This window comes from Pseudomonas pichavaramensis (genome assembly GCF_050473265.1).
Lineage (GTDB): Bacteria > Pseudomonadota > Gammaproteobacteria > Pseudomonadales > Pseudomonadaceae > Aquipseudomonas.
The window spans coordinates 44,662-58,750 of sequence record NZ_JBJKFJ010000018.1; the positions used below are offsets into that span (position 1 = coordinate 44,662).

The following is a 14,089-nucleotide window of genomic DNA, read 5'->3' on the forward strand; positions in this document are numbered from 1 at the left end:
CTTACGCGAGTCGTTCTGATGTCAGCCGCCAAGCCCGGTCGTGTGCGTTACAGCATCCTGCTGATGCTGTTTCTGGTCACCACCATCACCTTCGCCGATCGCTCCAGCCTGTCGGTCGCCGGTTCGGCGATGCAGGCCGGTCTGGGCATCGACGCGGTGACGCTGGGCTATATCTTCTCGGCCTTCGGCTGGGCCTATGTGATTGGGCAGATACCCGGTGGTTGGCTGTTCGACCGTTTCGGCACCAAACCGGTGTATACCCTGGCGCTGTTCATCTGGTCGGCGCTGACCCTGCTGCAAGGTTTTGTCGGCTGGCTGCCGGCCACCTGGGCGGTCAGCTCGATGTTCCTGCTGCGCCTGCTGGTCGGTTTTGCTGGCGCGCCCTGTTTTCCCGGCAATGCGCGAATCATTGCCTCCTGGTTTCCCAGTGCCGAGCGGGCCACGGCGACGGCCATTTCCAGCTCGGCGCAGTATGCCGCCACGGCCCTGTTCGCCCCGCTGATGGGCTGGGTGGTGCAGAGCCTGGGCTGGCAGTTCGTATTTATCGTGCTTGGCATCCTTGGCCTGGCCTTGTCTATCGTATGGCTGCGACAGCTGCATGGCCCGAGCGAGCATCCGCGCATCACGGCGGCGGAGCTGGAGTATCTCGAACGCGGTGGTGCGCTGATCGATCTGGAGAGCCGGGGTGCAGTGGCGAGCGGGCCGCAATGGCGCCATCTGCGTCTGTTGCTGGGGCAGCGCACGCTGATCGGCATCTACCTCGGCCAGTACTGCAACAACGCCATTACCTATTTCTTCCTCACCTGGTTCCCGGTGTACCTGGTGCAGGCGCGCGGCATGAGCATTGTCGAGGCCGGCTTTGCTGCCGCGGTGCCGGCCGTCAGCGGCTGCGTCGGCGGCGTGCTCGGCGGCCTGCTGTCCGACGGCTTGCTGCGCCGTGGCCACTCGCTGACGCTGGCGCGCAAACTGCCGATGGTGTTCGGCCTGTTGCTGTCGAGCAGCCTGGCGTTGTGCATCTTCGCCGAGCGGGACGCCACGGTGGTGGCGCTGATGGCGCTGGCCTTTTTCGGCAAGGGCCTCGGCTCGCTGGGCTGGACGCTGGTGGCGGATACCTCGCCGCGGCAGATCCTCGGCCTGTCCGGCGGGCTGTTCAACAGTTTCGGCAACCTGGCGGCGATCACCACGCCGATCGTCATCGGTTATCTGGTCAGTCATACCGGTTCATTCGACGGGGCCTTGCTCTACGTGGCCGCCAACGCCCTGCTGGCGGTGGTCAGTTTCGGTCTGATCGTCGGTCGTATTCACAGGATAGCGCTGGACCCGCAAGCGGACGCACAGGCGTCCGGTTCGGCGTCCGGCCCGGTATCCTGAGCGCACAACAGGAGAGAACATCCATGCAGTTGATTCCCCATCAGGATTCGCCCCGTTACATCCGCCTGCACCCGAGCGACAACGTCGGCGTGGTGGTCAACGATCAGGGCGTGGCCGCCGGCGGCCAGTTCGACGACGGCCTGAGCGCCATCGAAGGCATTCCGCAGAGCCACAAGGTGGCGCTGCTCGACATCGCCGAAGGCGGCGAGGTGGTGCGCTACGGCGAGGTCATCGGCTACGCACTGAAACTCATCGCCGCCGGCAGCTGGGTCACCGAGCAAGTGCTGCGCATGCCCGAGCCGCCGGTGCTGGACAACCTGCCCAAGGCGACTCTGCACAACTCACCGGGCGAGCCGCTGGAAGGCTACACCTTCGAGGGCTTCCGCAACCCGGACGGCACGGTCGGCACGCGCAACATCCTCGGCGTGACCACCACTGTGCAGTGCGTGGTCGGCGTGCTCGATCACGTGGTCGAGCGTGTACGCAAGGAAATCCTGCCCAAGTACCCCAACGTCGATGACGTGGTGGCGCTGTCGCACAGCTACGGCTGCGGCGTGGCGATCAACGCACCGGACGCCGTGGTGCCGATCCGTACCCTGTACAACATCAGCCGCAACCCCAACTTCGGCGGCCAGGCGCTGGTGATCAGCCTCGGCTGCGAGAAGCTGCAGGCCAACCAGTTGATGGATGGCGACCTGCTCACCAATGGCATGGACGAGGAAGACTGGCTGTTCCGCCTGCAGGATTCCGGTACCGGCTTCACCGGCATGGTCGAGCAGATCATGGCCATGATCGAGGAGCGCTTGAAGGTGCTCGATCAGCGCCGCCGTGAAACCGTGCCGGCTGCCGAGCTGGTGGTGGGCATGCAGTGCGGTGGCAGCGATGCATTTTCCGGCATCACCGCCAACCCGGCGCTGGGTGTGGCTGCCGATCTGCTGGTGCGCGCCGGCGCCACGGTGATGTTCAGCGAGAACACCGAGGTGCGCGACGGCATCCACCTGCTCACCCCGCGCGCAGCCACGGTCGAAGTGGCCGATGCGCTGATCCGCGAGATGGACTGGTACGACCGCTACCTGCAGCGCGGCATGGCCGACCGCAGCGCTAACACCACGCCGGGCAACAAGAAGGGCGGCCTGAACAATATCGTCGAGAAGGCCATGGGCTCGATCGCCAAGTCCGGCAACGGCACCATCGCCGGCGTCGTTTCGCCGGGCGAGCGCATTCGCGGCAAGGGCCTGTGGTTCTGCGCCACGCCGGCCAGCGACTTTATCTGCGGCACCCTGCAACTGGCCGCCGGGATGAACCTGCACATCTTCACCACCGGGCGTGGTACGCCGTACGGGCTGTCCATGGTGCCGGTGATCAAGGTCGCCACCCGTACCCAGCTGGCCGAGCGCTGGCCGGATCTGATCGACGTCGACGCCGGGCAAATCGTCTCTGGACGCATGAGCCTGGAGGAAATGGGCTGGCACATCTTCCAGCTGTATCTGGATGTGGCCAGCGGGCGCAAGCAGACCTGCGCCGAGCAGCTGCGCCTGCACAACGATCTGGTGCTGTTCAACCCGGCGCCGGTGACCTGAGATGAGTGGCCTGTCTGCAAGCCTGAGCGAAGCGCTGCACCAGGTGCTCGGCGACGCCGGGCTGATCACCGATGCCGAGCGCATGCAGAGCTACCTGAGCGACTGGCGCAACGCCTACCGTGGCCAGGCCGCAGCGGTGCTGCGCCCGGCTTCGACCGGGGAGGTCGCTGCCGTGGTGCGCCTGTGCGCCGAGGCTGGCGTGGCGCTGGTGCCGCAGGGCGGCAACACCGGCTTGTGCGGCGGCTCGATTCCCGATGATTCGGCCACTCAGGTGGTGCTGTCGCTGACGCGGATGAGGCGTATCCGCGACGTCGATGTGGGCAACGAAACCATCACCGTCGAGGCCGGAGTGATTCTCCAGCAGTTGCAGGAGGCCGCCGCCGAAGTGGGCCGGTTGTTCCCGCTGTCGCTGGGCGCCGAAGGCAGTTGCACGGTGGGCGGCAACCTGGCGACCAACGCCGGCGGTACCGCGGTGCTGCGCTACGGCAATATGCGTGACCTGACGCTGGGCCTGGAAGTGGTGCTGGCCGATGGGCGCATCTGGGATGGCCTGCGAGGCCTGCGCAAGGACAACACCGGCTACGACCTCAAGCAACTGTTTATCGGCAGCGAAGGCACCCTGGGCATCATCACCGCCGCCGTGCTCAAGCTGTACCCGGCCGTGCGCAGCCTGACCACCGCCTGGGTTGCGCTGCCGAGCGCGCAGGCGGCGGTGGAACTGATCGGGCAGATGCGCAGCCTGTGCGGCGATCGCCTCACCGGCTTCGAGCTGATGTCGCGGCAGAGCGTGGAGTTCGTGCTGCGGCATGTCGCCGGGGTCAGCGATCCATTCGCCGAGGTGCATCCCTGGTACGTGCTGATCGAACTGAGTGATACCCAGCCCAATGCGCCGCTCAACGAATTGCTCGAACAAGGTCTGGGGACAGCCTTCGAGCAGGGTGTGGCATTGGATGCGGTAGTCGCTGCCAGTGACGCCCAGGTGCGAGCATTGTGGGCGCTGCGCGAGGGTATCTCTGAGGCGCAGAATCACGAGGGGCCGAGCCTCAAGCACGATATCAGCGTGCCGGTCAGCCGTATTCCTGACTTCATCGCCCGTACCGATGCCGCGTTGCTGCAGGCTTTCCCCGGTGTGCGCATCGTCGCCTACGGTCACGTTGGTGACGGTAACCTGCACTACAACATCAGCAAGCCGGTCGGTGCCGAAGATGGCCCATTCAAGGCACAGGCTGAGGCGATCATGCGGGTGATTTTTGACTCGACCCTGGAGGACGCCGGCAGTATCAGTGCCGAGCATGGCCTGGGCCAGTCCAAGCGCCTGGCTGCGCAGCACTACAAGGCGCCGCTGGAACTGGAGTTGATGCGCAGCGTCAAGCAGGCGCTGGATCCTTCCGGGTTGCTGAACCCGGGCAAATTGCTGTGAATTGCACGATTGAGACAGGAGGTTCCATGAGCAAACCCAAGGTGCTGCAGGTCGGCCCGTTGAGCGAACGCTTCAATGCCGAGCTGGCGGCTGAGTACGACGTCAGCGCACTGTGGCAACAGGCCGATCCGCTGGCGTTTCTGCGCGAGCAGGGCGAGCAGTTCCGCTACATGGTGTCGTCGGCGCGTTTTGGCTGCACGGCCGAGCAACTGGCGCTGCTGCCCAACCTAGAGGCGATCAGCAGCTTCGGTGTCGGCTATGACCCTTACCCGCTGGAGCTGCTGCGAGATCGCGGCATCGTGCTCAGCACCACGCCAGACGTGCTCAACGATTGCGTGGCCGATCTGGCCATGGGCCTGATGATCGACAGCGCGCGGCGTATGTCCGAGGGCGATCGCTTCGTGCGCAGTGGCGCCTGGAACAGCACCACGGGCTTCCCGCTGGCGCGCCGGGTCAGTGGCAAGCGCCTGGGGATCGTCGGCCTCGGCCGGATCGGCGAAGCGGTGGCGCTGCGCGCTTCGGGTTTTGCCATGCCAGTGCGTTATCACAACCGTCGCCCGGTGGCCGGCAGCGCCTATCAGCACGAGCCTGATCTGCTCGAGCTGGCGCGCTGGGCGGACTTCCTGGTGCTGACCTGCCCGGGCGGCAAGGCGACGCATCACCTGATCAACGCCGAGGTGCTCGAAGCGCTCGGTCCCGATGGCTTTCTGGTCAACGTCGCGCGTGGTTCGGTGGTCGACGAAGCGGCGCTGATCACGGCATTGCAGCAGAAGCTGATTGGCGGTGCCGGGCTCGACGTCTTCGAGCGTGAACCACAGGTGCCGGCCGCACTGCGCGAGCTGGACAACGTGGTACTGCTGCCGCACGTCGGCAGCGGCAGCGTCGAGACGCGCCAACAGATGGCTGACCTGGTGCTCGATAATCTGCGTGCCTACATCGCCACCGGCAAGCTGCTGACGCCGCTTTGAGCTGATGCGCCACTGAATACGCCGGGCGGGTTTGCCGCCTGGCCTATCGTTGCAGCGCCACAAGCGCTGTAATCGTTCCTTTCCTTTCCGTAGTACCCCCGGCGCACCACAAGTGCGCCGTTTTTCATTCGGCGCGATGATCGAGCCGGCCAAGCCCTGTAAACTGTGGCGTTTTCCGCAGGCAAGGGACCACCCACCGTGCAGTCGGTCATCTCCATCCAGCAACTGAACAAGATCTACGCGTCGGGGCATCCGGCGTTGCAAGGCATCGACCTGGACATCAATCAGGGCGAGATATTCGCCTTGCTCGGCCCCAATGGCGCCGGCAAGACCACGCTGATCAGCATCATCTGCGGCATCGTCAATCCGGGCGAGGGCAGGGTGCTGGTGGGCGGCAAGGACATCGTCCGCGACTACCGTGCGGCACGTTCGCAGATCGGCCTGGTACCGCAGGAGTTGGTCAGCGACGTGTTCGAAACCGTCTGGGCCACGGTCAAGTTCAGTCGCGGGCTGTTCGGCAAGAAGCCCGATCCGGCCTACCTGGAGCAACTGCTCAAGGACCTCTCGCTGTGGGACAAGCGCAACGCCAAGATCATGGAACTGTCCGGTGGCATGAAGCGCCGGGTGATGATCGCCAAGGCACTTTCCCATGAGCCGCAGATTCTTTTTCTCGATGAGCCGACGGCGGGTGTCGACGTGGAGCTGCGCCGCGACATGTGGAACATGGTGCGGCGTCTGCGCGAGCGCGGCGTGACCATCATCCTCACCACTCACTACATCGAAGAAGCCGAGGAAATGGCCGATCGCATCGGCGTGATCAGCTCTGGCAGGATCATTCTGGTGGAAGACAAGCAGGTGCTGATGCACAAGTTGGGCAAGAAACAACTGACCCTGCAGCTGCAACAGCCATTGTCCTGCGTGCCGGCCGAGCTGGCACGTCACAACCTGGAACTGGCCGACCAGGGCCACGCCCTGGTTTTCACCTTCGACGCCCAGCACGAGAACACCGGTATCGCCGAGTTGCTGCGTGATCTGGCTCAGCACGGCATCGACTTCAAGGACCTGCAGTCGAGCCAGAGTTCGCTGGAGGAGATTTTCGTCGGTCTGATCAAGGAGTCGCGCGCATGAACCTGTACGGTATCAAGGCCATCTACCTGTTCGAACTGGCACGTACCTGGCGCACTCTGCTGCAGAGCATCGCCACGCCAGTGATCAGCACCTCACTGTATTTCGTGGTGTTCGGCTCCGCCATCGGTTCGAGCATGACCCAGGTGCAGGGCGTGAGCTATGGCGCCTTCATCATCCCCGGCCTGGTCATGCTGGCACTGCTGACCGAGAGTATTTCCAACGCCTCGTTCGGGATCTACATGCCCAAGTACTCGGGCAGCATCTACGAGATTCTCTCGGCGCCGGTTTCCTATCTGGAAATCCTCATCGGCTACGTGGGCGCAGCGGCGACCAAGTCGGTGATCCTCGGTATCGTCATCCTCATCACCGCGCGGCTGTTCGTCGACTTCGAGATTCAGCACCCACTGTGGATGGTGGCGTTTCTGGTGCTGACGGCGCTGACCTTCAGCCTGTTCGGCTTCATCATCGGCGTGTGGGCCGATGGCTGGGAGAAGCTGCAGATCGTCCCGGCGTTGATCGTCACGCCGCTGACCTTCCTTGGCGGTGCCTTCTACTCCATCAGCATGCTGCCGCCGGCCTGGCAGACGGTGACGTTGTTCAATCCGGTGGTGTACCTGATCAGCGCCTTCCGCTGGAGCTTCTATGGCGTGTCCGACGTCAACGTCGGCGTCAGCCTGGCCATGGTGTTGGGTTTTCTGCTGCTGTGCATCGCGCTGGTGGGCTGGATCTTCAAGAGCGGTTATCGGCTCAAGAGCTGAGCCTCCGGATAGCGGTATTCGCGGCTGAAGCCGCTCCTACAGTCAGAGGTGTACGCGACCTATGTAGGAGCGGCTTCAGCCGCGAAACGAGGGAGTGAGGGCGCTGTGCACTGCTCATTCTCAGTCTGTAGGGCGGGTGAAACCCGCCATAAGATAGGTGTCGGGTTGCACCCGCTCTACGGGAAGCTGATTTCGAGTCGTCGCGGCTGAAGCCCCTCCCACAGAAGCCGTACCGCGCGCAGTTAATTCACTTCACCCGCAGCTCACAGTCGAAGCTTTCCGCTGGGGGCACGTTCGGCTCCCACGGCTGCTGGTAGGTCAGCAGCAGGCGACCTTCGCCTGGCTCGCGGGCGCTGAAACGCCAGGTGGAGATGCCTCCTGCGCCGACCAGACCGGAATCTTCCGGGTTGCTGTAAACCTCGGGGCCGAGGCTTTGCAGTACCTGCTCTGCACCGTCGCGGATCTCCCAGCGAAAACCGGTGGTGGGATTACTGGGCAGGCTGAGAATAAGCAGCTGACCCTTGTTCAGCGTCAGCGGACACTGCTCGTCCTTCTTCAGGGCCAGGCTGCCTGAGTCATGGGCACACGCCGTGAGCAGGGTCAGGGCGGGCAGGGTAAGCAGGCGCAAGGTGGCGTGCATGATGGACTCCAATCGATGAAACCAGGCCCAGCATAGCCGCACCGAGGTGCGGCATGCGAGTCGTAACGGTCTGCTCTCAGTCGAACAGTACCTTGGCCACATCGCTGTAGCGTTTGGCAAAGTGCACGGTAATACCTTCCTTGAGATAGTCCGGCAGTTCCTCGTAACTGCCGCGGTTGGCCTCCGGCAGGATCAGCTCGAAGATCTTCTGTCGGCGCGCAGCGATCACCTTCTCGCGTACGCCACCGATGGGCAGCACCTGGCCGGTGAGGGTCAGCTCGCCGGTCATGGCCACGCCTTTCTTCGGCGCCTGGTTGCGCGCCAGTGAGAGTAGGGCGCTGGCCATGGTGATGCCGGCGCTGGGGCCGTCCTTGGGCGTGGCGCCTTCCGGCACGTGCAGGTGAACGAAGGCCTGATCGAAGAAGCTCGGGTCGCCACCAAACTGCTTGAGGTGCGAGCTGACGTAGCTGTAGGCGATTTCCGCCGATTCCTTCATCACCTCGCCAAGCTGGCCGGTGAGCTTGAAGCCGCGGTTGAGCGTATGGATGCGCGTCGCCTCGATTGGCAAGGTGGCGCCGCCCATGCTGGTCCAGGCCAGGCCGGTGATCACCCCGGTGCCGGCCAGTACCCGTTCGTTGCGGAACACCGGCATGCCCAACGCCTCCTCGAGGTCCTTGGCACCGATACGGATCTTCGCTTCGGAGTCGTCCAGTAACTTCACCACCGATTTGCGCACCAGCTTGCCCAGCTGTTTCTCCAGTTGGCGCACACCGGCTTCGCGGGCGTAACCCTCGATCACCGTGCGCAGGGCGGCATCGCTTATCCCTAAGCGTGATTTCGGCACGCCGGCCTTTTCCAGTTGCTTGGGCCACAGGTGGCGTTTGGCGATGGCCAGTTTTTCTTCGGTGATATAGCCGGACAGGCGAATCACTTCCATGCGGTCGAGCAGCGGCCCGGGGATCGAGTCGAGGGTGTTGGCGGTGCACACGAACAGCACCTTGGACAGGTCCAGGCGCAGGTCCAGGTAGTGGTCGAGGAATTCGACGTTCTGCTCCGGGTCCAGTGTTTCCAGCAGCGCCGAGGCCGGGTCGCCCTGGTAGCTGGTGCCCATTTTGTCGATCTCGTCGAGCATGATCACCGGGTTCATTACCTCGGCTTCCTTCAGCGCCTGCACCATCTTGCCAGGCATGGCGCCGATGTAGGTACGACGGTGACCCTTGATCTCCGCCTCGTCGCGCATGCCGCCGACGCTGAAACGGTAGAACGGCCGGCCGAGGGATTCGGCGATGGACTTGCCGATGCTGGTTTTACCGACGCCGGGCGGGCCGACCAGCAGCACGATGGAACCGGCGATCTCGCCCTTGAAGGCGCCAACGGCGAGGAACTCGGTGATGCGCTGTTTGATGTCGTCCATGCCGGCGTGGTGCTTGTCCAGCACCTTGCGTGCATGGCTCAGATTCAGCTTGTCCTGGCCGTGCACGCCCCAGGGCAGGGCGGTGGCCCAGTCCAGGTAGTTGCGGGTGACGGCGTATTCCGGCGAGCCGGTTTCCAGAATCGACAGCTTGTTCAGTTCCTCGTCGATACGCTTTTGCGCGGCAGGCGACAGGCTCTTGCCCTCCAGCCGCGCGAGGAATTCCTCGCGGTCGGCGCTCTTGTCGTCCTTGCTGATGCCCAGCTCCTGCTGGATCAGCTTGAGCTGTTCCTTGAGGAAGAACTCACGTTGGCGCTCGCCGATCTGCTTGTTGACCTCGGCCGACAGCTCTTTCTGTAGACGCCCGACTTCCACTTCCTTGCGCAGTAGCGGCAGCACCTTCTCCATGCGCTTGAGCATCGGTACGGTGTCCAGCACGTCCTGCAAGTCATGGCCGGAAGCGGTGGTCAGCGCCGCAGCGAAATCGGTCAGTGGCGATGGATCGTTGGGGCTGAAGCGGTTGAGGTAGTTCTTCAGCTCTTCGCTGTACAGCGGGTTGAGCGGCAGCAGTTCCTTGATCGCGTTGATCAGCGCCATGGCGTAGGCCTTGACCTCGTCACGCGGGTCGTTGGGTGCCTGCGGATATTCCACTTCGGCCAGGTACGGGCCACGGCGGCTGAGCCAGCCGCGAATGCGTACACGGGTCAGGCCCTGGGCGACGAACTGCAGCTTGCCACCTTCCTCGCTGACGTGATGCAGGCGCACCAGCGTGCCGTGCTCGGGCAGGCTGTCGAGATCGAATTCGCCATGCTCGTCCGGTGGTGTGTCGACATAGAACACCGCCAGGCATTTGTGCTCGGTGTTTTCCACGCGGTTGAGCGTGCGTCCCCAGGGCTGCTGGTTGACCATCACCGGCAATACTTGGGCCGGGAAGAACGGGCGGTTATGAATGGGGATGATGTAGAGCTTGTCCGGCAGTTGCTGCGCGGGCAATACCAGGCCGGTGCTTCCAGCCTGGGCGTGAACTTCGACAGCTTCGGGGGTGTTGTCCTGATCGTTCATGGAGCACCTTTGCGTGTACGTTGGATGCTACATGGGGCGACCTCAGGATTTTTTCAATGTTTCATTCAATGCTCAGGCGGATGCCCTGAAGACGCTGTTCGATCAGTGGGGTGAGCAGGGAAAAGCACTCAGCTGGCGTCAGGCGAACGTGTGGCGCTTCGATCAGATCGGCCTGCAGTCGTTCGATCAGGGCCAGCAGCGAGGGTGATTGCTGATGATCGAGCAGGCGCTGGCAGAGAAAGCGCAGTTGCATCTGCAATCCCGGCGGGCAGCGCTCGTAATTGGCTGCGCGAACGGCCAGGCCGCGTAATCGGGCGAGGTCCTCCAGTGATCGGCAGGCTTCGCCAAGCCCTCGGATCCTGGGATGGTCATGACGATAGAGGCGATCTTCGAGCTGTTCGATTACGGCCAGAAGTGACTCGATCAGGCTGCAATGTGCCTCGAAGTCGCCTGGGTTGCGCCGTAACTGCGGCCAGTGCTGCTGCAACGCCGGCAATTGCAGCTCGGCGCCTGGCCAGTTCAGCCAGAGTTCGTCGAGCTGTTGGGCGATGATGATGCGTTGTTCGGCGCTGGCTGTGTCCTGCTGACCTCCCAGGCCGCGGTGTTTCTGAAGCGCCTGGAGCAGGTCGAGACAACGCTGCACGATCTGGTTATCCAGCCGGGTGCTCGCAGACTGCTGGCCTGACTCGCGGCGCTGGGCGAGCCAGAAACTCAGCGTCAGCAGCGCGGCCAGTAGTATGAGAGCCATCAGGGCGGTAGTGCTCATTTAGTCTCGCTTGTTGTGTATGCGTCGGCGCTGGAGATTGTTAGGGCCAAGCAACTCTCCTGCCAGAGCATTCGACGACGCGAAAGAAGAGCGCCACGTTATGTGAGGCCACCGAAAGTTTGGCGCTGATCGGCTTGGTTGCTATAAGTGCAACCTTGCTGCTGATGGGTGGTTGCGGCGTTTCTCTGCGAAAACGAGTAAAGTGCAACCCCGTTTCGTGACCTTAGTTCTCCGTAATGTTGCAAGCCCGTGTGATCCGCCTGGATGAGCAGGCCCATGTACATGCTCATGACCATCACCAGTTGGTGATGTCGCTGGCCGGCCGGGCTGAATTCGAGGTCGGTGGTCGTGGCGGGGAGGTCTGCCGCATGCGCGCTTGCCTGGTTCCAGGGGATGCCGCTCACCAGTTCGCCGGCATGGGTGACAACCGCATGCTGATTCTCGATCTGGATGAACAGGACACCCCTGGCGAAGATCTCGAGTTGCTCCATCGCCTGTTCGAGACTCCGCGCTATCCAGCCCTGGATGTGGATTTTCAGAACCTCCTCAACTACGCGGGCGCCGAGCTGGAACGCTACGGCGGCGATTCGATCCTGGCGCGTTCGATTGGCGGTGTGCTGCTGCGGGCCCTGCACCTGCGGCTATTCGGTGAGCGCCGTCGTCAGCCCCAGGGTACGCTGGATCTGCAGCGTCTCGACGCTTACATCGACGCGCACATGGCGCGGCGTATCAGTGTGGCGGAGTTGGCCCAGGTAATGTGCCTGAGTGCCAGTCACTTTCATGCGCAGTTCAAGGACAGCGTCGGGCTCACCCCGCATCAGTATCTGCTCAAGGCTCGCCTCGACCGTGCGGCCCGCTTGTTGCGCGAGAGCAGTCTGCCGTTGGTGCGTATTGCCGAGGAGTGCGGCTTTTCGAGTCAGAGCGCGCTGACCACCGCGATGCGTCGTTATCTGGGGCTGACACCGAAGCGTTTGCGCGCGGCCTGATCGAACGCAGCTCGCTGGTTGTCGTAGCCCGGATGAAATCCGGGCTACGTTTTGTCTCGACTGCGTTCGACGAGTCTCAGCTGTAGTTCTGCGGGCTGAGCTTGCGCTCGATCAGCTCGATCAGAATGTGCAGGGTCTTGATGTGCAGCTCCTGCACGCGGTCGGCGAAGTCGCCGCCTGGAGCGCAGATGCACACGTCAGCCAGGCTTTCCAGTAACGAACCGGGCTTGCCGGTCAGCGCGATCACCTTCACACCCAAGGTCTTGGCCGCTTCCGCGGCCTTGACCACGTTGGGGCTCTTGCCGCTGGTGCTGATGGCGATCAGTACATCACCTTCGCGACCGTGCGACTCGATATAGCGCGAGAAGATGAAGTCGTAACCGAAGTCGTTGGCCACGCAACTGATATGGCTGGGGTCGCTGATCGACACCGCAGCGATGCCCGGGCGGTTCTTGCGGTAGCGTCCGGTCAGCTCTTCGGCGAAGTGCATGGCGTCGCACATCGAGCCGCCATTGCCGCAAGAGAAAGCTTTGCCCTTGTGCTCGAAGCTCTCGACCAGCAGCTCGGCGGCTTTCTGGATGTTGCCGAGGGTCTGTTCGTTGGCGAGGAAGGCCTCCAGCGCACGCTGGGCTTCCTGCAGGCTGTTGCGGATATGTTCGATCATCTAGGGCCTCAAGGCAGATCGCTGCTGGAGTAGAACGCGGTTAGCACTTTCACCAGGTGGTCAACGTCATGGCTGCCGGCCAGTTCGCGCACCGAGTGCATGGCGAAGGTCGGCAGGCCGATATCTACGGTGCGCACACCGAGCTGACTGGCGGTGATCGGGCCAATAGTGGAGCCGCAGCCCATGTCGCTGCGCACCACGAAGCTTTGCACCGGTACTTCGTTCTCCAGGCACAGGTGGCGGAAGAAGCCGGCGGTTTCGCTGTTGGTGGCGTAGCGCTGGTTGCTGTTGATCTTGATCACCGGGCCGGCGTTGAGCTTGGGTCCGTGGTTGCCGTCGTGCTTGTCGGCGTAGTTGGGGTGCACGCCGTGGGCGTTGTCGGCCGATACCAGCAGCGAACGCTGGATGCTGCGGACGAACGCGTCGCCCTCCGGCAGCACGCGGCGCAGTACCTGCTCGAGGAAGGGGCCGTCGGCACCGCAGGCGGAGCAGGAGCCGACTTCTTCATGGTCGGTGCACACCAGCACGCAGGTTTCTTCGTCGTTCGAGTCGATCAGCGCCTGCAGGCCGGCGTAGCAGGACAGCAGGTTGTCCAGGCGGGCGCTGGCGATGAAGTCCTGATTGAGGCCGACGATGGCGGCGCTCTGAGTGTCGTAGAAGCTCAGCTCGTAGTCCAGCACCGCGTCCGGGTTGAAGTCGTGCTCCATGGCCAACTGCTCGGCGAGCAGGGCGCGGAAGTCGGCGGTTTCGCTGCTGGCGAGCTGGGCCAGGATCGGCGGCAGTTCGGTCTGTGGGTTGATCGCCCAGCCCTGGTTGGCCTCGCGGTTGAGGTGGATGGCCAGGTTGGGAATCACGGCGATGGGCTGATAGAAATCGATCAACTGGCTCTCGACCTTGCCGTCGCGGCGGTAGGTCACACGGCCGGCCAGTGACAGGTCGCGGTCGAACCAGGGGGCGAGCAGGGCGCCGCCATAGACTTCCACGCCGAGCTGGAAGTAGCCCTGGCGCTGTAGTTCGGGACTCGGCTTGACGCGCAGGCAGGGGCTATCGGTATGCGCGCCGACCAGGCGAATGCCGCCATCGACTGGCGAACGTTTACCCAGTTTGAAGGCGATGATCGACGAGTCGTTGCGGGTCACGTAGTAGCGGCCGCCGGCCTCGGTGTGCCAGGGCGCGCGTTCGTCGAGGTGGCGGTAGCCAGCCGCCTCCAGGCGCATGGCCAGGCTGGTGGTGGCGTGAAAAGGGGTCGGCGAGGCGTTGAGAAAATCGAGCAGACCTTGAATCAGTTCTTCGCGCATAAGGACTCCGGGCAACGATGGCGCGAGTTTAACCAAT

12 protein-coding genes are annotated in these 14,089 nt (G+C 63.4%); 7 read left to right on the plus strand and 5 right to left on the minus strand.

The window, feature by feature from the left end:
• The first annotated feature begins 18 nt into the window (after positions 1-18).
• From ACJRW5_RS22930 to ACJRW5_RS22955, 6 genes are all read left to right on the plus strand, one after another.
• Positions 19-1,371, plus strand: a complete 1,353-nt coding sequence (locus ACJRW5_RS22930; protein ID WP_484572794.1) for an MFS transporter — start codon at positions 19-21, stop codon at positions 1,369-1,371.
• 23 nt (positions 1,372-1,394) lie between these two features.
• The gene (garD, locus tag ACJRW5_RS22935) at positions 1,395-2,951 is read left to right on the plus strand and encodes a galactarate dehydratase (RefSeq protein ID WP_484572795.1); all 1,557 of its coding nucleotides are present in this window, start codon (positions 1,395-1,397) and stop codon (positions 2,949-2,951) included.
• 1 nt (position 2,952) lies between these two features.
• Complete coding sequence (locus tag ACJRW5_RS22940) at positions 2,953-4,371, plus strand: FAD-binding oxidoreductase (RefSeq protein ID WP_484572796.1); 1,419 nt, start codon at positions 2,953-2,955, stop codon at positions 4,369-4,371.
• Positions 4,372-4,397: 26 nt separating this feature from the next.
• Positions 4,398-5,339 carry a 2-hydroxyacid dehydrogenase gene (locus ACJRW5_RS22945; RefSeq protein ID WP_484572797.1) on the plus strand — a complete coding sequence of 314 codons (942 nt, stop codon included), beginning with the start codon at positions 4,398-4,400 and terminating at the stop codon, positions 5,337-5,339.
• A gap of 198 nt (positions 5,340-5,537) precedes the next feature.
• Complete coding sequence (locus tag ACJRW5_RS22950) at positions 5,538-6,467, plus strand: ABC transporter ATP-binding protein (RefSeq protein ID WP_484572798.1); 930 nt, start codon at positions 5,538-5,540, stop codon at positions 6,465-6,467.
• Positions 6,464-7,225, plus strand: coding sequence for an ABC transporter permease (locus ACJRW5_RS22955; RefSeq protein WP_484572799.1), 762 nt, complete (start codon positions 6,464-6,466; stop codon positions 7,223-7,225). The genes ACJRW5_RS22950 and ACJRW5_RS22955 overlap by 4 nt, the downstream gene beginning before the upstream one ends.
• Before the next feature lie 247 nt (positions 7,226-7,472).
• Here ACJRW5_RS22955 and ACJRW5_RS22960 read toward each other — a convergent pair whose 3' ends face one another.
• From ACJRW5_RS22960 to ACJRW5_RS22970, 3 genes are all read right to left on the minus strand, one after another.
• A complete protein-coding gene (locus ACJRW5_RS22960; RefSeq protein WP_484572800.1) occupies positions 7,473-7,865 on the minus strand; it encodes a protease inhibitor I42 family protein in 393 nt (130 codons plus the stop codon).
• Between the two features lie 76 nt (positions 7,866-7,941).
• A complete protein-coding gene (gene lon / locus ACJRW5_RS22965; RefSeq protein ID WP_484572801.1) occupies positions 7,942-10,338 on the minus strand; it encodes an endopeptidase La in 2,397 nt (798 codons plus the stop codon).
• A gap of 61 nt (positions 10,339-10,399) precedes the next feature.
• The gene (locus ACJRW5_RS22970) at positions 10,400-11,104 is read right to left on the minus strand and encodes a hypothetical protein (protein ID WP_484572802.1); all 705 of its coding nucleotides are present in this window, start codon (positions 11,102-11,104) and stop codon (positions 10,400-10,402) included.
• A gap of 236 nt (positions 11,105-11,340) precedes the next feature.
• Here ACJRW5_RS22970 and ACJRW5_RS22975 point away from each other — a divergent pair, with 236 nt between their 5' ends.
• Positions 11,341-12,090, plus strand: a complete 750-nt coding sequence (locus tag ACJRW5_RS22975; RefSeq protein ID WP_484572803.1) for a helix-turn-helix domain-containing protein — start codon at positions 11,341-11,343, stop codon at positions 12,088-12,090.
• Positions 12,091-12,166: 76 nt separating this feature from the next.
• Here ACJRW5_RS22975 and lpcA read toward each other — a convergent pair whose 3' ends face one another.
• Both lpcA and ACJRW5_RS22985 read right to left on the minus strand, forming a co-directional pair.
• On the minus strand, positions 12,167-12,754 hold the full coding sequence (lpcA, locus tag ACJRW5_RS22980; RefSeq protein WP_484572804.1) for a D-sedoheptulose 7-phosphate isomerase: 588 nt from the start codon (positions 12,752-12,754) through the stop codon (positions 12,167-12,169).
• An 8-nt stretch (positions 12,755-12,762) separates the two neighbouring features.
• A complete protein-coding gene (locus ACJRW5_RS22985) occupies positions 12,763-14,052 on the minus strand; it encodes a M18 family aminopeptidase (protein WP_484572805.1) in 1,290 nt (429 codons plus the stop codon).
• Positions 14,053-14,089: the final 37 nt, after the last annotated feature.

Bases quoted from the DNA above. Each gene is read 5' to 3' on its own strand.
- ACJRW5_RS22930 (WP_484572794.1), top strand. From the start codon at position 19: ATGTCAGCCGCCAAGCCCGGTCGTGTGCGTTACAGCATCCTGCTGATG.
- garD (WP_484572795.1), top strand. From the start codon at position 1,395: ATGCAGTTGATTCCCCATCAGGATTCGCCCCGTTACATCCGCCTGCAC.
- ACJRW5_RS22940 (WP_484572796.1), top strand. From the start codon at position 2,953: ATGAGTGGCCTGTCTGCAAGCCTGAGCGAAGCGCTGCACCAGGTGCTC.
- ACJRW5_RS22945 (WP_484572797.1), top strand. From the start codon at position 4,398: ATGAGCAAACCCAAGGTGCTGCAGGTCGGCCCGTTGAGCGAACGCTTC.
- ACJRW5_RS22955 (WP_484572799.1), top strand. From the start codon at position 6,464: ATGAACCTGTACGGTATCAAGGCCATCTACCTGTTCGAACTGGCACGT.
- ACJRW5_RS22960 (WP_484572800.1), bottom strand. From the start codon at position 7,865: ATGCACGCCACCTTGCGCCTGCTTACCCTGCCCGCCCTGACCCTGCTC.
- lon (WP_484572801.1), bottom strand. From the start codon at position 10,338: ATGAACGATCAGGACAACACCCCCGAAGCTGTCGAAGTTCACGCCCAG.
- ACJRW5_RS22970 (WP_484572802.1), bottom strand. From the start codon at position 11,104: ATGAGCACTACCGCCCTGATGGCTCTCATACTACTGGCCGCGCTGCTG.
- ACJRW5_RS22975 (WP_484572803.1), top strand. From the start codon at position 11,341: ATGTTGCAAGCCCGTGTGATCCGCCTGGATGAGCAGGCCCATGTACAT.
- lpcA (WP_484572804.1), bottom strand. From the start codon at position 12,754: ATGATCGAACATATCCGCAACAGCCTGCAGGAAGCCCAGCGTGCGCTG.
- ACJRW5_RS22985 (WP_484572805.1), bottom strand. From the start codon at position 14,052: ATGCGCGAAGAACTGATTCAAGGTCTGCTCGATTTTCTCAACGCCTCG.